We start from the raw sequence: 18,855 nt of genomic DNA on the forward strand, positions 1-18,855 counted from the left end.
GATGATCGTCCAGGGCGCAGGGAAGGCCCCGGTGGCTGCGGACGGGCCGCCGGCCACCGGGGCCTTCGCAATTATTCAGCCTCGGATCAGGCGGGAACGTCCACTGCGGCCCTGTCCATGGCGTGGAGTCCTGCGACATAGCCGAAAACCATGGTGTTAGCGATACTGGCGCCGGCTCCGAGGTAGTGACGGCCCATCACCGTAGCGGTGCCGTTACCCGTCGCGTAGAGCCCCGGTACGGGGCCGTCCTCCGTTAGAACCCGCCCATACTCGTCTGTGAGGAACCCGCCGCACGTCCCGACGTCGGACGGATAAACCCGGAACGCATAGAAGGGTCCTCGGTCCAGCGGGCCGACCGCCGGATTTGGGATGCGCGGGTTGGGGTCTCCGAGACAATGGTTGTACTCGGATTCCCCGCGGCCGAACTCAGGGTCTTTTCCGGCGGCCGCATGCGCGTTGAAGCGCCTGACCTGTTCCTGCAGCCCTGCTGCATCGATACCGCATTTGTTCGCCAGCTCCGACAGGCTTGCTGCATGCTGGAACTCCGACGACGCCAGCCATTCCTTCGGCAAACGCCCGAAGAGCAGGCTGCGGGTGTGGGCATAGGCGCGGCGGTACCCATCGTCAAAGATCAGCCAGGCCGGCACCGCACCGGTGGTCCGGTGCCGGTCAAACATTGCCTTGCCCAGCTCCACGTATGAGTTCGATTCGTTGGCAAAGCGCTTGCCGTCGGCTCCGACGATGATGGTCCGAGGCCGGTTTCGCGCTGCTGTCAATGTTCCGCCGCTCAGTTCGCGCGGCGGGCCGGGCAGCCACCATGCCTCATCCATGAAATCCGTCTTCGCTCCCAGCGCGAGGGTCGCGGCAACGGTGTCCCCGGTATCGCCGGGATTGGCAACGGACCAGGACGGGTCCGGCACCTGGCTGCCGCCGAAACGCTTCCGCAGCTCCGGATTATGGGCGAACCCACCGGCCGCAACCACTACTCCGCGGCGTGCACGAACTGTCCGCACGGCATCCCCCGTACGCAGCCTAACGCCGGCGACGACGCCGTCCTCGACCACGTACTCCTCGAATGCCGTTTCGGTGCGCACCTCGACACCGCGATCTATGCACATCTTCAGGATCAATGCGATAAGAGCGGTTCCGTTGGTGAGCAGCGGCTTCTTCGTGAGTGAAGCCCGCCATGTTCGCAGCTGCACCCGCGCGGCGATGGTGAACGACCGCAGGGACCTGTTCACGTACTGCACGTCACGGAGCTCGTTGGTCATGACGTTCATTCCGAGCCCCCTGGCCATGCCGGGCTGGACCCGCGGCAGCCACTCTCCAAGCTGGCGGCCGTCGTATGGCAGCGGCTCGATCGACCGACCGATGGCACTCCCCCCGGGACGGTTCGAGTAATAGTCGCTGTAGTTCACACACCGGGTGAAGCGGGCGCCGCGTTCCTCCAGGAAACGCACCATCTCGCGTCCCTTACTGATGAATACCTCACGGCGCCTTTGAGAGGAGGCCGGGCCAACCTCACCGACGGTCTCTGCGAAGTAGCGCAGGCCGGCGTCATCGCTGTCCTTTATGCCGTCCCGCTGCATCAGCGGGTTGTTGGGCAGCCACACGACTCCCCCCGACATGGCAGTCGAGCCACCGATCAGTTCGCGTTTCTCCGCGACAAGCACGCTGCCTCCGGCATCCCGGGCGGCGAGGGCGGCCAGCAATCCACCGCCGCCGCTGCCGATCACGACGACATCGAACTCTTCATCCCAGGTAACCGTGCTCATGAGACCAGCTCGATTCGCCCGATTTCGCTGCCGACTGCGTAGGACTCGTCTTCGGACGCTTCGCCGTACCGCAGGATGCCGCTGGCGGCCGCCTCGACGTCCGTCTCGACTTTTTCGGTCTCGACGCTGTAGATCGCATCACCCTCCGCGACGGTTGTTCCGTCACCGACGAGCCACCCTACGAAGACGACCTCCTCGGATGCCATGGAGACTTTTGGAATCGTCACTGATACTTCAGACACGTACTGCTCCCGTCACTGTTCTTGCCGCATTGAGGATGTCTTCGACGCCGAGCGTCACTACAGATTCCGACGCCCTCGCGGGGATGGGGGTGAAGTGCGCTCCGACTCGCTCAACCGGTGCGGAGAGGACCCCGAAGAGTTTGGCCGAGATCTGTGCGGCGACCTCGGCTCCGGGTCCTGCGAACGTCGTGGCGTTATGTGCGATGACAGCACGGCGCGTGCGGCCAACCGATTCGAGCACGGTCTCCATGTCCAGGGGCAGCAGCGAGCGCAGGTCAATGACCTCAGCGTCGACGCCTTCCTCCGCAAGCTGCTGAGCCGCCTGCATCGTTGCAGCCGTGGCGAGGCCGTAGGTGATGAGCGTGACGTCGCTGCCCGATCGCAGCGTGGCGGCTTTGCCGATCGGAACGCGGTGGCCGTCACCGACAGGTACTTCCCCCTTCAGCCCGTACATCCGCGATGCCTCGATGACCAGCACCGGATCGGGATCGAAGATGGCCTCAAGGAGCAGCCCCTTGGCGTCTGCCGCATTGCTCGGGAACACAACCTTCATCCCGGGAACGTGCATGAACCAGGCCTCGAGCGACTGCGAGTGGGTCCCGCCTGAGCCTGTGCCGGCAAAGACCGCCGTGCGCACTGTCAAGGGACAGGTCGTGCGCCCGCCGGACATATACCGGACCTTTGCAGCATGGTTGACGATCTGGTCCATCGCTATGCCGATGAAGTCCATGATCATGATCTCGGCGACCGGCTTGAACCCTTCGATGGCGGCACCGACCGCAGCACCGACAATAGCGGCCTCGGAAATCGGAGTGTTCATTACCCTGTCGGATCCGAAGGTCGTCGACAGCCCCCGTGTAACGGCATTCACACCGGCGGCGGGGTCTGCGAGGTCTTCTCCCAGGAGGAAGACCGTGGGGTCGGTGCGCAGTGCCTCTTCGAGGGCTTCGTTGAGCGCCTCACGGATAGAGATGACGCGTGTCTCAGTCATGGGTGACCACCAGTTCATTCGAGTAGATGTCTGCACGAATCTCGGCGGCATCCGGGATCGGCGCCGCGAGCACCTCCTTGAGTGCTGTTTCAACCTCCGCGGCCGCTTCGGCGCGGATAGTGTCGATTTCCTCCTGGGTGACGCCGTTGTCGACGAGATACCGCGGAAAGGTGACCATCGGGTCCAGCCCGCGCTGGTGCGCCAGCTGTTCACCCGGGATGTACTTCCCCAGGTCGCCGGCGTAGTGGCCTTCGAAACGGAAGGTGACGGCCTCGACAAGGGTGGGGCCGCCGCCGGAGCGGGCGCGTTCGACAGCTTGATTCAACACCTCCACCATCGCCACCGGATCGTTCCCGTCGACGGTGACCCCGGGCATTCCCACGCCCTTGGCACGATCGGCGACGTGCGGAATCGCCATCGTGTCCTCGATCGGTGTCATTTCTGCGTACAGGTTGTTCTGGCAGAGGAAGATGACGGGAAGCTTCCACACAGCAGCGAGGTTCAGGCCTTCATGGAATGACCCCGTATTGGTTGCTCCGTCGCCGAAGGTGACAACGGTGACGCGGTCAGATTCCTGTTTGACGGCGGCAAGCGCCGCCCCCACTGCGATCGGGATGCCTGAGCCGACGATGCCCGTGGTCAGCAGCACCCCGTGCTCGGGGTCGGCGATGTGCATTGTCCCTCCTTTCCCCCGGGAAGCCCCGACGGCCGTACCCATCACTTCGCCGATAATTTCAGTGAGGGGCACCCCCTTGGCGACGTGGTCATGAAGTCCGCGATACGTGGTAATGAGCCGGTCATCCCGGCGCAGGACGTGCCCCATCGCCGCGGATACGGCCTCCTGTCCGCGTGACGGCCAGATCACCGTGGCGAGTTCGCCCCGCTTGATGCCGGTGACGATGCGGGTGTCCAGCGCTTCTTCGCGGGCCATCGACCGCCACAGACTCCGCAACGCCGCGGGGTCAAGGCCGGATTCCGTACCGACGGTCCCGGTTGTTGTGCTCATGTTGCACTCCCTTCGAAATCCTGCATGTTGTTGTCTTCGCTCACGGCCTCACGGACTCCCCGCTTCTCGAGGACAAGCGAGTCGCCCCTGCACCTCAGCTGGCATGCGAGGCGAACGAGGCTGTCGCTGGCCAAGGGGCCGGGCATCTTCAACCGGACGGCATCGAGTTCGGCCTCCTCGGCCGGCAGCGCGTCGCGTTCACCGTCGACGATCCTGGCGAAGCAGCTCATGCATTCAAGCTGGCCCCAGCACTGGGTCGGCCAGACGAAGCCCTGGCGCCAGGCCGCTTCAGCGACGGATTCAAACGGTTCCACCTCCAGGTCGATGTCGGCCGGCAGGATCCGCACCCGAGCCATCACTGCCGCCCCGCTGCTGAAGCGTTCATTCGCCGATCCGCAGTTCGTCGGGACTGGGTTCGGCCATATCCGCCTCGAACCGTTCCCGCCAGGCCGCTGCGGCCTCCGCGCCTTCCAGCGTCGCGATTCTCGCCTCGAGCATGCTCACGATTTCCAGCAGCCCAAAGACAGCCTTGCGCAGTACCAACTCATCCGACTGATTGATGCGGGTGCGGTCGATGTCGACGAGTTTTGCGGCAAGGGCGCCGGTGAAGGGCGCCCCTTCCTCCGGCATGATGTCCTGGACATTGCTTGCGGTGAACACTGCGTCAGAGCTCCGCAGCGAGGCGCCGGTCGAGTTCCTGATGCATGTTTGAGATAGTGATCTCCCATTCCGACGCCAGCGTCGTCTGATCCAGCGACACGTTCTTGATGCCGCGCTGCATGCGTTCAAGGTTGGCGAAGTCCTGACGCGGAATGAGGCCCCAGTGATCGGCGTCGTCCTTGTCATAGCGGCCGCTCAGCGTGAGTCGCCCGTTATCGTGTCCCTTGGGATAGGTCGTGAGCGACCACACCTCGAACCGGCACCACTCAGGGTCATCGTTGTAGGGCCGCACCCGATAAACCAGGCAGTTGGTGTACATCGGCAGCATCAGGTAGTTCGGGAACAAATGGATGTCACCGCCCCACATCTTCATCACCTCGGGCGTCAGCGCGGGAGCGGCGATGCCGGCTCCCTCCCAGAAGTCGAACAGTGCCTTCAAGGCCTTCTGCGTGTACTCCGGCGTACTCGTGTCCATGTCCCCGGCGACGGATTCGAAGACCGTGACGTCGCGCTCAAGCGTCATCGCGTCCTGACCCTTGAACAGGTTTCGTGCCGATTCAAGGAAGTCGGCCTTACCGCCGTAGCTCGCCCGCGCGTCACCGCTCTGGAAGCGCCCGTGACCGTTGATGAACGGCGTGTACGACACATTCTGTTTGTTCTGCTCGCTGTCAGCATCACCCGTGTAGGTGTACAGCTGCGGGTGCGTCTGCTTGACGTGCCACCCCTCGAAGAACGCCTCCTGGGCGAGCTTCCAGTTGCAGTTGATGATCCCTTCCTTCCACCACTTGGCCTGCATGTTCTGCACTCCGTTGCGCTCGAGGATGTTCGCTGCGGGGAACAGCGCTTCCATCAGCGGCGGCGCGTTGAGATCCATGTTGATCCAGACCATTCCGGCCCACGTCTCGCACCGCGCCTCACGCAGATTGATGTTGCTCGGATCGATCGTGGCCGGGACAAACCCTTCGCGCCCGAATACATGGCTGATCGAGCCGTCCGTCTTCCAGCGCCACCCGTGGAACGGACAGACGATCTGGTTGCCTGGAAAGCGCCCACATCCCTTGCCGAGCTCGGTGGCACGGTGCCGGCAGGCATTGTGCAGCGCCTTGATGGAGCCGTCGGGTTGGCGCACGATCAGAAGGGACTGCCCGACGATTTCGTACTCGACGAAATCGCCCGGATACGGAATCTCCTCTTCGCGGGCGGCCATCTGCCACACTTTGGGCCACAGGTGCTTCTTCTCGAGTTCGAAAAACTCACGGGAATAGTAGCGCTCTGCTGGGACGTGCAGAGAGTCCACCATGTGGTGCGGCACTTTCGCATTGACCTCGTCGCCGTTGGGGCCGGGCGCGATTGCCGATTCGATGTCTTGCGTGGACAGATGCTGGGTGTCAGTGCTCATCGTTGAACCTCTCACTCGTTGGGGGTCACCAGCCATTTGAGAACCAAAAGTTTGCTCTCACCATAGGTGAGTGTGTTATGTCTCACAAGAGCCTAAGTGGTCCGCGGACGCTCATCCCTCGGCCACATCGCATCGGGACGTCCCGCCCTCGCCACGCCGGCCTCGCCGCCGAGCAGGTCCGGGTGCGCGTCGGCCAGGTCGACGATCGCGTGGGCCGGGCAGTCGAGGATTGCGCGACGCACGTCTGCCTCCTTTTCGGGGGCTACCTGGTTGCCATTCCGCAAGGATGGATAGCCCCAGTCGTCCAGGGAGAACACTTCCGGCGAGTGCAGTGCACAGGTACCGAAACCATCGCACACGGTTCGGTCGAGTTTGATGCGCATAGATGTCACTCCTGCTTTCCGATCGAGAACGGCGGTGGAACATTCTCGCCGGCTGCCACGCATGCGGGGCACGTGCCGGCGAGATGGGTTGTCACGAGTTCCGGAAACTCCCGCAGCAGGGTGGCCGCCGCGTTGGTCGCCCCGTCGAGCGTGCCGCACGCGCCGCGGCCGCGCAGGTCGAGTGCCCAGTGCCGCAGGCGATCGAGGTCTGCCTCCCGGGCTCGCCCCAGGCGCAGGCCATCGACGACGGCAGCCATCGCGGAGGTTCCGTTGAAGCATGATCCGCATTGGCCGGCATTGTGCGTGGCGAAGTAGCGCAGGATTCCTGCGGCAACGGTCACGGGGCATGTGGCTTCATCGAATACCCCAATGGCTCCGCAGCCAAGGCCGCTTCCCGCCGAGGCGACCGAGCCGTAGTCCAGGGCAACATCCAGGACCTGCGCCGAGGCGAGTCCGGCAAAGTAGCCGCCCATCATGACTCCACTGACCCCTCCGTCATAGCCACGCCAGACCAAGATGTCGCGCAATGTCACCCCAAACGGGATCTCCGCGAGCACGGTCTCGCGGGGTGTCGTCAGCGTCATCAGGAACGTTCCCGTGGAGTCGTCGGTACCGTTCATCCGATACCAGGCGCCGCCGTGGGCGTGGATCAGCGGCAGGTTGCTGAGGGTCTCCACGTTGCTGATCTGCGTGGGGCGGTCGTCGACGCCCCGTTCGAACGGGCGCGGCGGCTTGTCCGAAGGCAGCGCAGGTCCCCCGTTGATGGAGCGCACGGCGGCGGTTTCCTCCCCCGCGACGTACGCAGGATCGACGAGGTGCACCTGTACCTGCAGCTCATGCCATCCCTCCGAACCGAACTCTTGGAGGGCTCGCCGGATGCTGTCGGCGGCGGCGGCGTCCGAGACATACACGTACGCCTGCTGCGCACCGATCATCGCAGCAGCCAGGCGCACCCCGTCCAGGACGAGGTGCGGGCGGTGGCACATGAGCCACTTGTCTTTGACGGAGGATGGCTCTCCCTCCTCACCGTTGGCGATGAGGACCGGGGACGCGGCGCCTCCGCGCACGGTCAGGATCTTGCGGGCGAGAGGAAACGCCGCCCCACCCCGGCCCCGCAGTCCTGCCGCCGCAACCTGGTCGAGCAGCGCCCCCGGATCCCGCAACGGTGCATAACCGCCGTTCGCCAGGTAGTCCTCTATCCGTTCCTCGCCTTCGGTGGTCAACAGTCGGGGAGCGAGGCCCGGGTATCGGACGACGGATATCGTCGGTGTGGTTTCGGCCTGAGTGCTCACGCGGTGATCACGACCTGATCACCGTCGATCCGCACCGGGTAGGTGCGGATGCTCCATTCGGGCTTCACCGCAGTTGTTCCCGTCGCCAGCTCAAAGCCCCACTGGTGCCATGGGCAGTAGATGAACTCGCCGTCGCGGGTCTCACGAGCTCCGCCCGGGCGCGAGGCATCGGCAACGTTCGTGCCGCGGGTGCGCCCGACGCACAGCGGACCACCCTCGTGCGGACAGTAATTTGCGATTGCGTAAAACGAACCGCGCACATTGTAGACGCCGACCCCATAGCGGCCGATCGGAACCACCTTGTGCCCGCCGGGAGGGATCTCGTCGACGGTGGCCACCACGTGTTCACGACCCCGGGCCAGTTCGCCGGTGTCCATCAGAAGGCCCTGACCTGTCCCGGGAGAGCCGGCACGTGTGAGGGCAGGCCAAACAGGTCGAGGGCATTGCGGTACATTACGGCGTCCCGCATCTGATCAGGAACGTGTTTGGCGAGCCAGCGGGGCTCATCGAAGGTCCAGTGGGGGTAGTCCGACGAGAAGAGCATCATCTTGTCGGCCGGCATCCACTCAAGCAGACGGGTCAGTTCGAGCTTGTCCTCCGGGTAGTCCAACGGCTGCGTCGTGAACCAGATGTTGTCCCGCACGTACTGCGACGGCTCCTTGCTCAGGCCGGTCTCGTTGCCGCGTGCGGCGTGAATGGCATCCATGCGCCACATGAGGGGCAGGATCCAGCTGAAGGCGTGCTCGATGAACACAATCTGCAGGGTCGGGAACCTCTCGAATACCCCGTCGAAGATCAGGCTCATCACCTGGTTTGCGGCGAGCATCGAGTAGGTGACCATGAAATCGTGGTTGTAGGTCATGAATCCGACGGGACTCATCGGCAGCAGATTGTGCCTGCCGCGGCCCAGGTGGCAGGCCACGGGAATGTTGTGCTTGACCGCCGCCGCCCAGATCGGGTCGTACTTGGGATGCCCCCATGACGGGCGGGGCTCGGCATGAATAAGAACCTGCTTGAACTTTTCATGCCCGGCCCACTGTTCTATCTCCAGCGCCGCCCGTTCGGGCTCGGTGATGTTGGCGCAGATGGAACCGTAGAAGCGTCCGTGCCAGTTGTCCTCTTTGTTGAGCCAGGCGGCCTCCTGCCAGAGGTTGGTGGCCGCGGCCATGGCGGTTACCTCTTCGTCGTTGTCCCCCATACCCCCGCTCGTGGGGCCGAGCATGACGAGGTCCGAACCTGAATCCATGACCAGCTGCTGGAACGCGAGCGCGGGGTCCGAGCACGCAAACTCCCCGTCATCGGGGAACGAGTCCACCCGCATCGCCTTCGAATGGTGGTAGTCCGGGGGGTCGTAGTAGAGCCCGTTGTCTGCCCCCTGGGCCTTCAGCTTCACCTCCCGGGCAGTCTTCGGGTCGAGGAACTCCAGCAGGGCGCCGCGGCGCGGCGTGGGATGCACATCGCAGTCCACCACGCGCACCGGGGTGGTCGTCGTCGGCGGCGCCCCAGGAATATCGATCTGTGTCATTTCCGGTCTCCTCTGTCGGTTAGGCGTTCGCCGGAACGCGGATGCCATACAGCTCCGCAGCGTTGCGCCAGAGCACTTTGTCGAGCTGCCCGGCGCTCCACCCCGAAGGCAGTGATTGGACAGTCGCGGTTTGCCAATCGGGGTAACTGGATCCGAACATGAGCATGTCTTCCTTGCCGGTCATCCGCAGCCACTCCGAGGCGAAGTCGACCTCACCGGGGCCGTCAAGAGCGCCGTTGACGAACCAGACGTGGCCGGGCAGGTAGTCGCTGGGCATTTTCGGTGCCCACGGTGTTTGTTCCAGGTGGGGGCGGCCAAAGGTATCCATACGCCAGATCATCGGTGTGAGCATGTCGATGGCCCCGTCTGCGAAGACGATCTTCAGTTCGGGAAACTCTTCGAAGACACCCTCGGCGATCATGTTCATGAGGTGGTAGACGAAGTTCAGGGGCTGGAACCCGACGAGCTGTTGGTACGTCCGGGCGACTCCGTTCGGTGTCGGCGGATGAGTGATTCCCTGGCCCATCTCGTTATGGATCGCGATCGGCAGCCCAGCCTCGACGGCGGCCCGCCACAGCGGCTTGTAGTGCGGCCGGCCGTAGGGAGACTGTGTCTGCATCGGCAGCCCCACCTGCACGACCTTGGGGTGGTTCGACCAGCGGCGTATCTCCCGGACCGCACTGTCGATGTCATTTGGGTTGACTCGGATGGTTCCGAGGAACCGGTCCGCATAGGTACCTGAGTCGAGCCACCGCTCGACGAGCATGCGGTTGGTCGCTTCGTGGATGGCTGACTCGAGGTGCCAGTCGGGCAGCACGCCCACGGTCATGGGATGCAGGATGGCGAGGTCGAAACCGCTCTCCTCAAGGAGGACCCTGCCGAGGAGCTCGGGGTCGGAACCGGGGTGCTCACCGGGGCGCGGGGACGAGCCGCGCACATATCGGTTGCCCAGCTGGAGGCTGTGCGTGACGTCCGGGGTGGGAAACCCGCGGCTCGCCCACGGCTCGCCCAAATACTCACGCAGTTCCTCGTCGGAGGCGAAGAAGACGTGCGCACTTGCGTCGATACGAAAGCCTGCTCCGGCCTCTGAAGGGCTCGTTTCGGTGGTCATGCGGACCAAACTATTGCTTCGCGAACCGTTGCGCAAGCCCCCGCCCATACTCATCAGCTGCCCGCGTCCATGAACTGAAGGAAGGCCGGCACCGCGTCCATCCACGGATCAAAGATGCTGCCGTGTCCGGCGTCGCGGGCTGCCTGCGCCCGCTCCCAGGCATCCTCCGGCCACGGCGGATCAATCAGGGTTGAACCCCGGATGAGTGAGTGCACCTCGAGTGAGGTGCGTTTGGGGTGGTCGATGTCGTTTTCGCCCCCTCGTACAATCAGCGTGGGAACAGCGATGTCCCGCATCTGGTGGTCGGGAACGCCGGGAATCGACTCCGTTGGCTTGGGAACATATGCCTCGAGCCAACGCCACATAACCCGTTCGAACTCTTCCGCCCCGATTTCGTGAAGGCGCTTGGCATTGCGCGGATTCACGTCCACCAGGTCTGCCCAGCTGCCTGCCGGGCCCCGCTGTTCGAGCACGCCGGCGATCCCGTGCCGGCGGACCGTGCGGATTTCGTTCATCACATAGACACCGGCAAGGCTCATCGACGAGAACGCACCTCCAACGATGGACCAGACCACCAGCTTCCGCACCAGCTCCGGGTACTCAATGGTGAAAACGATGGAATCGCGGGCGCCACCGGAGCCGCCGAGCACAAAGACAGGCCCCAGACCCAGATCACGCACCATTGCCGCAAGCGTTGCGGCACGCATATGGGACTCGGTGGCGCCATAGATCTGCACGTCCGACAGCCCCGTGTTGGGCCGATCCCAGATCAGCACGCGCTTGCCGACCTCCGCCAGGGCCTCCGCGAACGGGCGCACACCCGGGTAGTCCTTGCTGAACCGCCCGCCCGGCGTAACGGTGACGACGTCGCCGTCCTCAGGTCCGAGGAGCTCATATTCAACCACTCCCCCATTGACTTCTATCTGCGCCATTGCAGCTTCCCTTCTCCTGGCATCGGACTCTGCGGTCCGACTTGTCGTCCGAATCTAAAGATTGCTCCGAAGTTCGGCAAGTCCGGGTTTGTGGGCACACCTTCGGCGGGGATAATGGCCAGATGGACATCCCGCAGGAGGTTATGGGCGAGCGCGCCAAGGCGAGCGGCCGCACCGTCGAAATCCGGCGCGCGGCCGCGAAACTCTTCGAGGCTGCCGGCTACTCGTCAACCACGATGACTGACATCGCCAACGCCGTCGGCATCCTGCCGGGAAGCCTGTATCACCACTTCGCTTCAAAGGAGGAGGTGGCGCTCGAGATCGTTGCGGCCTTCGAACATGAGGCATCAGAGCTCGCTGCAAGGCTGTCGGCACGCCTTGATGCCCCGGGAGAGGGAAACGCCCGCGCCAACCTGGAGCAGGCGGCCAGGTCGATTGCCGACCTGTCCGTGCAGAACCGTGCGGCGCTGCGCCTCACGGAGTATGCCGCACCCACGAAGGCCAGCGAGCGGTTCCATCAGATCCGTAAATCACCGGGCGCCGGGCTCGACCGTATTTGGAAGCGGCTGGTGGAGGACCTCGTCCCCCACCCAGTGCCGGGAACACAGGATCTCGGGCTGTTGCGCTTCGCCCTGGGCAACCTCACCCTTTACTCGTCGGTCAACACGGTGCAGCCGGTGCATCCCCGCGCAAGCACGGACCTCCACGTTGCAATGCTGCTCGACGGCATCATCCCCGATACCCCGGGGGACGAGGAGCTCGACCGCTCGGCCGCCATGGCGGCGGCCCGCCGTGCGATCAGCGACTGGGGCCCTCTTGAACAACGGACTGAGCCGAACAGCCGCGAGCACATCGTGGCCACGGCGCGAACCGAGTTCGCCCGCCGCGGCTTTGACGCCACGACCGTCCGTGACATTGCCGAGGCAGCACAGGTTCGGATGGGCACCCTCTATCGACGGGTCTCCTCTAAGGACGAAGTCCTCGGCGAAATCCTGGGCACCTACGATGCGCACATGGACGCCGCGGTCCGCTCGGTACTGACCGCGGGCGATTCAGCGGTGGAGTCACTCGACGCCCTGGCCTTCGTGATGATCGCCGCCAAACGGCGGTTCCGCCATGAAACCGAAATCGTCAAGCTGGCCAAACCCTGGACGACCCCGACCACCCCGGCACTGAAGTCATACTGGGAGAGCACCGGTGCGCGCCTGCGCCTGCTCGAATCCAGATTGCAGCGCGGCACGATGGACGGGTCCATCCGCTCTCTGGGCGCTCCCGCTGAAATCGGCGCGCAGATCCGCTACATCAGCTGGGTGCCGTACCAGGATTTTGCCAGGGCAAGCCCGCAGCGGGCGCACCGGTTCCTTCGTAACTCGCTGCTGCGCGGGTTCCTCACCCCGGGGTGACCGCAGCGACCAGCTCGATGCGCACTTCGGCATTCAGCGCCGCCTCGAGCGCGGTATGGAGCCGACTCTCGGGAACTCGACGCATGTCTGCCCTGGCGACGGTCACTGTTACGACGTCGCCCTCATTGCCGATGTCCCGACGTACCTGCCCGTTCAGGCCAAATCGGGCGAGCACGGATTCGGCGTCGGCGTTGGTGCCACGGCTTACATAGGTCGTGGGGCCCTGCAGCGCCGAGACGCGGAACGCCTCGGCGCATAGCGAGACAGCCTCTTCGGGCGTCCACTCCTGGGTCTCGTCGCACAACAGGGCGATCCCGTCGAGCACGTCCTCACTGACGACTGCCGTGTACTCAACGAGGGGGATGCCTCGCGCCCGCAGGAAGGCCACGCCCTCCTCGAAGACGGTGGGTTCAACAGGGGACGCGAAATGAATGCGGACGACAGCGGTAGGCATGGCGCAATGCTAGCCGGGCCAGGCTTCGGAGCAAACAATTGTTCTAAGTTGTGGAGCAAACCATTGGTTTACTGTACTCTGTCGCCATCTCTCCCGATGATGCGAAGGAGCCCACCGTGGACGCTACGACCTATTCCGGGGTAATGCTCGTAACGACAACGCCGCACGCCGGCGTTGCCGAGGCGGACTTCAACGCCTGGTACGAGAACATCCATATTGCCGAGATCCGGGAGCGCGTGCCGGGCGTCGAAGCCGTCGAGCGGTTCCGCTCGGACGATGCCGGAGACCAGCCGCCGCGCTACCTTGCTGTCTATCGGATCTCCCGTCCGGCGTCGGCCATACTGGCGGACATGCGCAGCGCGGGCCTGAGTGATGCGGCGCCCATGCTCGACATGGTGGACAACCCTCCCAGCATCGTGTCGTACGACGCCGTCGGCTGAGGTGGTCGTGTGGCAACGCGAGTAGAACTCGACGCGCCCAGATGCGTGGCATCAGGCCTGTGCGTGATGGTCGCCCCCGATGTCTTTGACCAGCGGGATGACGACGGAATTGCGATTGTGCTGACCGAGGAGCCAGCAGAGGAGTCGCTGGCCGGCGTACGCGAAGCCGTGATGCTCTGCCCGGCAGCGGCGCTGCGCCTGGTCGCTCGATGACCCACATCGTGATCGTCGGAGCCTCCGCCGCAGGCCTGGCCGCCGCCGAGGAACTGCGGGGATCGGGATTCGACGGCGCCCTCACGCTTGTCGGGGAAGACCCGCATGTCCCCTATGACCGCCCGCCGCTGTCAAAGCAGGCGCTGGACGGCCCCTGGGATGTGGCCCGGCTGTGGCTTCGGGACGACGCCCACCTGGCGGCCCTAAATGCCGATTTCCTGCTGGGGCGGCGTGCGATTGCTGCCGACGCCGCGCACCGCAGCGTCACTCTCGATGGCGGTGACGAGCTCACGTTCGACGGGCTTGTCATCGCCACCGGAGTCGCTCCCGTGAGTCCTGGCGACGACGGTGTGCTGACGCTGCGCACCCTCGAGGATGCCAAACGTCTGCGCGCGCGGCTGCTGCCCGGAGCGAGCGTGATCATCGCCGGTGCAGGTTTCCTGGGCACGGAGCTTGCCGCGGCCGCTGCAGCACGGGGGTGCCGGGTGACCCTGCTGGACTCGTGCCCCGGCCTCTTGGCGCGTCTTGGCTTACCGGTGTCGCGCCACCTCGCTTCCCTGTACGCCGCCCACGGCGTCGACGTGCGCTCCGGCATACGCGTCATCCAGGTCGACGCCGGCGGTGTCGGACTCGCGGACGGCACGCGCCTGGCCGCCGACGTCGTTGTCGCCTGCACCGGTTCGGTTGCGACGACGCAGTGGCTCGACGGCAGCGGAGTGCCGTTGGATGACGGGGTCCTGTGCTCCGCGGACTGCTCCGCGGCGGCGGGAATCGTCGCAGCCGGCGACGTCGCCCGTTGGTTCAATCCGGCCTACGGAAGGCAGATGCGTGTCGAACACCGAACCAACGCCACCCGGCAGGGGGCGCACTCCGCGCGCACGCTGCTGGCTGAGCTGGACGGCCGGCAGGGTGATGAGTATTTTTCGGTGCCGTACGCATGGTCACACCAGTTCGACACCAGGGTCCAGGTCCACGGGGCAGTCATTGAAGGCGATGAAACCGAGGTCGTCGCCGGGTCAGAGTCGGAGGGCACCTTCATCGTCGCGCATCGTGCACAGGACCGGCTCGTAGGCATCGTCGGGGTCAACGCCCCGACGCGCGACCTGCGCGTCTGGCAACAGCTGGTGCATGCCGAGGCTGCCTTGTTGGCTTCCAACGTGGGGTGACGTGCCATCCGGAGCAGGCTGCCCCCATCTGGCCAGCTGGAAGCTGGAGCGCTGACCGCGGGTCCTGCATTGCCTCGCCGGCGCCGCCGCCGCTCAGGCGGAGCCGGCCTCCCGCGGGAAGGCGGCTTTCCGCAGCAGGCGGAACAACTGGTTCTGCTCATCGGCGGTCAGGACCGCCAGGGATCTGTCGGAGGCCTCGGCGACGCGCTGCCTGGCTTCGGCGTACAGTTTCTGCCCCGCCTCGGTGGCAAGGATGATCTTGGAGCGGCGGTCGCGGGGGTCCGGGCGCCGCACAACGGCCCCGCGCCGTTCCAGCTGGTCGATGATGGCCACGATCTGGCTGGGATCGAGGACGAGGAACTGGCTCAGCTCCCGCTGTGTGGGCTCCCCGCCGCTGCAGGCGAGCGCCAGCACGGAGTAGGAGCGCACCTTCAAATCCAGGTCCGCGAGCACCCGGTTGGCGGCTGCGGAGCCCCGGGAGGAGGCCCGGGCCATCAGGAAGAAGGGTTCCGCGGCTAAGGCGGTCTGTTCGAGGCGGTCATCCGCTTCGACGGGCGCGACGCCGGGGGCGGCCTCCGAGGATGGCGGCACGGGCATTGGTTTTCCTCCGGTGGTCGACTGAGGTTCCAGTGTAGGAGATCCAATGATCCAACATAAATGGAGATCCTTAATCATTGACTTTTTCAACTAATACGGGTCGAATGGCTGAAGGCGGCGGCAGGGTCCTTCCGCCGGCCACGTAACCAAAGGAGTTTCCATGGCAGAGCAGAACACGGCTCCCCTCGCCGGCAAGGTCGCCGTCGTCACCGGGTCCGGCCAGGGCCTGGGCCTGGCCTACGCACAGGAGCTGGCCCGGCAGGGCGCGGCCGTGGTCGTCAACGACGTCAGCGAGGACGCCGCCCGGCAGGCCGTGGACTCCATCACCGCCGCCGGCGGGCGGGCCACCGCCTTCGTCGCCGCCGTGGGCGGCACCGAGGCCGCCCGCGCCCTGGTGGACGGCGCCGTCGCCGCCTTCGGCGGCCTGGACATCCTGGTCACCAACGCCGGCGTGCTGCGGGACAAGTCGCTGCTGAAGATGACCGACGAGGACTTCGACCTGGTCATCCAGGTCCACCTGCGCGGCACGTTCACCTGCGTGCGCGAGGCCTACCGCCATTTCAAGGAGAACGGCGTGGCCGGGCGCATCATCGCCATCGGCTCCCCCACCGGCCAGTACGGCAACTTCGGCCAGACCAACTACGCCGCCGCCAAGGCCGGGATCGTGGGCATGGTCCGCACCTGGGCGCTGGAAATGAAGAAGTCCGGCGTCACCGCCAACGCCGTCATCCCGGTCGCCGCGACCGCCATGACGCGCACCGTGCCCTACTTCGCCGCCGCCATCGAAGCGCAGGACCGCGGCGATGCCATGCCCGCGTTCTTCCGCCACGACCTCGGCTTCGGCACCGCCGACGACGTCGCCGGCCTGATCACCTACCTCGCCTCGGACGCCGCCGCCGGCATCACCGGCCAGGCCATCGGCGCCGGCGGCGACCGCCTGCAGCTGTTCAGCCACCCCGCGCCGACGGTCACCGAATACGCCGACGGCGGCTGGAGCTACGAAGCCCTCGCCGAACGGTTCCCGCAGCTGGCCGAGGGGCACCTGGCCCCGGTCGGCGAGACCTTCCCGCCGCTGCCCGCCGAGCTGCAGCCGGCCGCGCAGTAGGGGCACCGGATGTACGAATACGGGCTGGATCTGGCGGCCCTGGACGCGATCGACATGCACGTGCACATCGAGTGCTCCGACCACGGGCATGCCTCGCTGCCACCCGCGTTGATGGAGGCCAGCGCCAAGTACTTCAAGGCGGAGGACCGCTCCCCCTCGCTGGACACCATCGCCGAGCGCTACCGGGAGTGGCGGATGGCCGCCGTCGTGTTCACGGTGGACGCGACCACCGCGCTGGGCCACGAACCGAACTCCGTCGAGGAAATCGCCGAGGGCGCCGCACGGAACAACGACGTGCTGATTCCGTTCGGGTCGGTGGACCCGCTGCAGGGAGCGGCCGCCGTCGAACGCGCGAAGCTGCTGGTCCGGGAGTACGGGGTCAGGGGCTTCAAGTTCCATCCCTCGCTGCAGGGCTTCGACCCCTCCGACCAGCGCTTCTATCCGCTGTACGAGGCGATCCAGGAACTGGAGGTCCCCGCCCTGTTCCACACCGGACAGAACGGCATGGGGGCCGGCCTGCCCGGCGGGTACGGCATCAAGCTGGCGTACTCGAACCCGCTGCTGCTCGACGCCGTGGCCGCCGACTTCCCGCACCTGCAGGTCATCATGGCGCACCCCTCGGTGCCCTGGCAGGAGGAGGCCAACTCCATCGCCACGCACAAGGCGAACGTGTGGATCGACCTGTCCGGCTGGTCGCCGAAGTACTTCCCGGAGTCCCTGGTGAAGGCCTCGAACGCCATGCTGCAGGACAAGGTGCTCTTCGGCACCGACTATCCGCTGATTACCCCGCAGAAATGGCTTGGCGCCTTTGAGCAGCAGAGCTTCAAGGACGAGGTGCGACCGAAGATCCTCAAGGCCAACGCGGTGCGCCTGCTCGGCCTGGACTCGGGCATTCCGGCCGGACAGGCCAGCCGGGCCGCCGCCGGGGCACGTGCGTGAGCGCCGTCGACACCGTTGCGGACACCGCCGCCGATACCGGCCGGTTGTATCCGGACTGCGACCCCTACGGCCTCGAATTCGGGCTCACCGACGCCGAGCGGGCTCCGCTGCGCCGGCTCCGGGCCGTGCTCGATTCCGAGGTGTATCCGCTGCTGGCCGGGCATTGGGAGAAGGGCGAGTTTCCGCACCGGATCATGCCGGCGCTGCGGGACCTGGAGCTCATGCAGCCGCAGGAGGTGGCCCGGGCCGGTGCGGAGCCGTCCCTGCTGTTTCACGGGTTCCGGAACTTCGAGCTGGCCCGCACCGACGCCAGCGTGGCCACGTTGTACAACGCGCAGGCCGGACTGTTCCGCACGGCCTGCCGGGTCGGCGGAACCGCGGAGCAGTTCGCCGCCTGGGATCCGCTGATCACCCGGTTCGAAATGACCGGGGTGTTCTGCCTAACCGAACCGGAGCACGGATCCGACATTGCCGGCGGGCTGGCCACCCGGGCGCGGCGCGACGGCGACGGGTGGGTGCTCGACGGCGCGAAGCGCTGGATCGGCGGCGCGGACACCGCCGATGTGCTGGCCGTCTTTGCCCGGGACGAAGCGGACGGGCGGGTCAAGGGCTTCCTGGTGGACCGCCGGGCTCCCGGCGTGACGCTCCGGAAAATCGAGGGCAAGACCTCGCTGCGGATGATCCACAACGCCGACATCCGGCTCGACGGCGTCCGGGTGCCCGAGGAACGGCGGCTGGGCGGCGTGGACTCCTTCCGGGACGTGGCCGCCATGCTGCGGGCGATGCGCTCCGACGTGGCCTGGATCGCCGCCGGGCTGCAGGCCGGCGCCTACGAGGCGGCGCTGCGCTACGTGCGGGGCCGGGAACAGTTCGGCAAACCGCTGGGCGGATTCCAGCTGGTGCAGGAAAAGCTGGCCCGCATGCTCGACAACGTCTCCGCGTCCCTGGCCGTGGCCGCCGCCCTGACCGCCCGCCAGGAACAGGGCATCTACCGGGACCAGGACTCGGCGCTGGCGAAGATGGGCAACAGCCGGCGGATGCGCGAAACCGTCGCCTTGGCCCGCGAGCTGGCCGGCGGCAACGGTATCACCCTGGCCGCCGACGTCGCGCGCTTCCACGCCGACGCCGAGGCCGTCTACTCCTACGAAGGCACCCATGAGATCAATGCACTCGTGGTCGGCCGCTCCCTCACCGGTTTCAGTGCCTTCGCCTGAACCGCTTT

At 65.8% G+C, this 18,855-nt stretch carries 22 protein-coding genes; 7 read left to right on the top strand and 15 right to left on the bottom strand.

Annotated elements, in window-relative coordinates; genetic code table 11:
• Window positions 1-86: 86 nt before the first annotated feature.
• The 13 genes from AC5RV6_RS13745 to AC5RV6_RS13805 form a co-directional block, all read right to left on the bottom strand.
• A complete protein-coding gene (locus AC5RV6_RS13745) occupies window positions 87-1,775 on the bottom strand; it encodes an FAD-binding protein (protein WP_494007882.1) in 1,689 nt (562 codons plus the stop codon).
• Window positions 1,772-2,017, bottom strand: a complete 246-nt coding sequence (locus tag AC5RV6_RS13750) for a biotin/lipoyl-containing protein (RefSeq protein ID WP_494007883.1) — start codon at window positions 2,015-2,017, stop codon at window positions 1,772-1,774. The genes AC5RV6_RS13745 and AC5RV6_RS13750 overlap by 4 nt, the downstream gene beginning before the upstream one ends.
• A complete protein-coding gene (locus tag AC5RV6_RS13755; protein WP_494007884.1) occupies window positions 2,010-3,008 on the bottom strand; it encodes an alpha-ketoacid dehydrogenase subunit beta in 999 nt (332 codons plus the stop codon). Before AC5RV6_RS13755 ends, AC5RV6_RS13750 begins: the two co-directional genes overlap by 8 nt.
• Window positions 3,001-4,014 carry a thiamine pyrophosphate-dependent dehydrogenase E1 component subunit alpha gene (locus tag AC5RV6_RS13760; RefSeq protein ID WP_494007885.1) on the bottom strand — a complete coding sequence of 338 codons (1,014 nt, stop codon included), beginning with the start codon at window positions 4,012-4,014 and terminating at the stop codon, window positions 3,001-3,003. Before AC5RV6_RS13760 ends, AC5RV6_RS13755 begins: the two co-directional genes overlap by 8 nt.
• Window positions 4,011-4,361, bottom strand: a complete 351-nt coding sequence (locus AC5RV6_RS13765) for a 2Fe-2S iron-sulfur cluster-binding protein (protein WP_494007886.1) — start codon at window positions 4,359-4,361, stop codon at window positions 4,011-4,013. The genes AC5RV6_RS13760 and AC5RV6_RS13765 overlap by 4 nt, the downstream gene beginning before the upstream one ends.
• A gap of 34 nt (window positions 4,362-4,395) precedes the next feature.
• Window positions 4,396-4,674, bottom strand: coding sequence for a hypothetical protein (locus AC5RV6_RS13770; protein WP_494007887.1), 279 nt, complete (start codon window positions 4,672-4,674; stop codon window positions 4,396-4,398).
• A gap of 4 nt (window positions 4,675-4,678) precedes the next feature.
• On the bottom strand, window positions 4,679-6,073 hold the full coding sequence (locus AC5RV6_RS13775; RefSeq protein ID WP_494007888.1) for an aromatic ring-hydroxylating oxygenase subunit alpha: 1,395 nt from the start codon (window positions 6,071-6,073) through the stop codon (window positions 4,679-4,681).
• 92 nt (window positions 6,074-6,165) lie between these two features.
• Window positions 6,166-6,519, bottom strand: a complete 354-nt coding sequence (locus AC5RV6_RS13780; RefSeq protein WP_494007889.1) for a ferredoxin — start codon at window positions 6,517-6,519, stop codon at window positions 6,166-6,168.
• Entirely contained in the window at window positions 6,462-7,748 is a 1,287-nt protein-coding gene (locus AC5RV6_RS13785; protein WP_494007890.1) for an NADH-ubiquinone oxidoreductase-F iron-sulfur binding region domain-containing protein, read from the bottom strand. Before AC5RV6_RS13785 ends, AC5RV6_RS13780 begins: the two co-directional genes overlap by 58 nt.
• Complete coding sequence (locus tag AC5RV6_RS13790; RefSeq protein WP_494007891.1) at window positions 7,745-8,125, bottom strand: Rieske (2Fe-2S) protein; 381 nt, start codon at window positions 8,123-8,125, stop codon at window positions 7,745-7,747. Before AC5RV6_RS13790 ends, AC5RV6_RS13785 begins: the two co-directional genes overlap by 4 nt.
• On the bottom strand, window positions 8,125-9,273 hold the full coding sequence (locus AC5RV6_RS13795; RefSeq protein WP_494007892.1) for an amidohydrolase family protein: 1,149 nt from the start codon (window positions 9,271-9,273) through the stop codon (window positions 8,125-8,127). Before AC5RV6_RS13795 ends, AC5RV6_RS13790 begins: the two co-directional genes overlap by 1 nt.
• A gap of 19 nt (window positions 9,274-9,292) precedes the next feature.
• Window positions 9,293-10,384 (bottom strand): amidohydrolase family protein, encoded by a 1,092-nt coding sequence (locus AC5RV6_RS13800; RefSeq protein ID WP_494007893.1) that lies wholly within the window; start codon window positions 10,382-10,384, stop codon window positions 9,293-9,295.
• Between the two features lie 53 nt (window positions 10,385-10,437).
• Window positions 10,438-11,316 (bottom strand): alpha/beta fold hydrolase, encoded by an 879-nt coding sequence (locus tag AC5RV6_RS13805; RefSeq protein ID WP_494007894.1) that lies wholly within the window; start codon window positions 11,314-11,316, stop codon window positions 10,438-10,440.
• A gap of 122 nt (window positions 11,317-11,438) precedes the next feature.
• Between AC5RV6_RS13805 and AC5RV6_RS13810 the strand changes: the two genes are divergently transcribed.
• Entirely contained in the window at window positions 11,439-12,719 is a 1,281-nt protein-coding gene (locus AC5RV6_RS13810) for a TetR/AcrR family transcriptional regulator (protein WP_494007895.1), read from the top strand.
• Here the strand turns inward: AC5RV6_RS13810 and AC5RV6_RS13815 are convergent.
• The gene (locus tag AC5RV6_RS13815; RefSeq protein WP_494007896.1) at window positions 12,706-13,173 is read right to left on the bottom strand and encodes a hypothetical protein; all 468 of its coding nucleotides are present in this window, start codon (window positions 13,171-13,173) and stop codon (window positions 12,706-12,708) included. The two genes, AC5RV6_RS13810 and AC5RV6_RS13815, sit on opposite strands and share 14 nt — an antisense overlap.
• Before the next feature lie 143 nt (window positions 13,174-13,316).
• Between AC5RV6_RS13815 and AC5RV6_RS13820 the strand changes: the two genes are divergently transcribed.
• From AC5RV6_RS13820 to AC5RV6_RS13830, 3 genes are read left to right on the top strand one after another with little or no spacing between them, the layout of a single operon-like run.
• Entirely contained in the window at window positions 13,317-13,613 is a 297-nt protein-coding gene (locus AC5RV6_RS13820) for a hypothetical protein (protein WP_494007897.1), read from the top strand.
• A gap of 9 nt (window positions 13,614-13,622) precedes the next feature.
• Window positions 13,623-13,826 (top strand): ferredoxin, encoded by a 204-nt coding sequence (locus AC5RV6_RS13825; protein ID WP_494007898.1) that lies wholly within the window; start codon window positions 13,623-13,625, stop codon window positions 13,824-13,826.
• Entirely contained in the window at window positions 13,823-14,992 is a 1,170-nt protein-coding gene (locus AC5RV6_RS13830) for an NAD(P)/FAD-dependent oxidoreductase (protein WP_494007899.1), read from the top strand. Before AC5RV6_RS13825 ends, AC5RV6_RS13830 begins: the two co-directional genes overlap by 4 nt.
• 93 nt (window positions 14,993-15,085) lie before the next feature.
• On the opposite strand, the gene AC5RV6_RS13835 is transcribed toward AC5RV6_RS13830, so the two are convergent.
• Entirely contained in the window at window positions 15,086-15,589 is a 504-nt protein-coding gene (locus tag AC5RV6_RS13835; RefSeq protein ID WP_494007900.1) for a MarR family winged helix-turn-helix transcriptional regulator, read from the bottom strand.
• Window positions 15,590-15,749: 160 nt separating this feature from the next.
• Between AC5RV6_RS13835 and AC5RV6_RS13840 the strand changes: the two genes are divergently transcribed.
• From AC5RV6_RS13840 to AC5RV6_RS13850, 3 genes are read left to right on the top strand one after another with little or no spacing between them, the layout of a single operon-like run.
• Window positions 15,750-16,694: an SDR family NAD(P)-dependent oxidoreductase gene (locus AC5RV6_RS13840; RefSeq protein ID WP_494007901.1), complete on the top strand. Its 945-nt coding sequence runs from the start codon at window positions 15,750-15,752 to the stop codon at window positions 16,692-16,694.
• Between the two features lie 9 nt (window positions 16,695-16,703).
• Window positions 16,704-17,633: an amidohydrolase family protein gene (locus AC5RV6_RS13845; protein WP_494007902.1), complete on the top strand. Its 930-nt coding sequence runs from the start codon at window positions 16,704-16,706 to the stop codon at window positions 17,631-17,633.
• Window positions 17,630-18,847 (top strand): acyl-CoA dehydrogenase family protein, encoded by a 1,218-nt coding sequence (locus AC5RV6_RS13850; RefSeq protein ID WP_494007903.1) that lies wholly within the window; start codon window positions 17,630-17,632, stop codon window positions 18,845-18,847. Before AC5RV6_RS13845 ends, AC5RV6_RS13850 begins: the two co-directional genes overlap by 4 nt.
• Window positions 18,848-18,855: the final 8 nt, after the last annotated feature.

The organism is Arthrobacter saudimassiliensis (genome assembly GCF_059090665.1).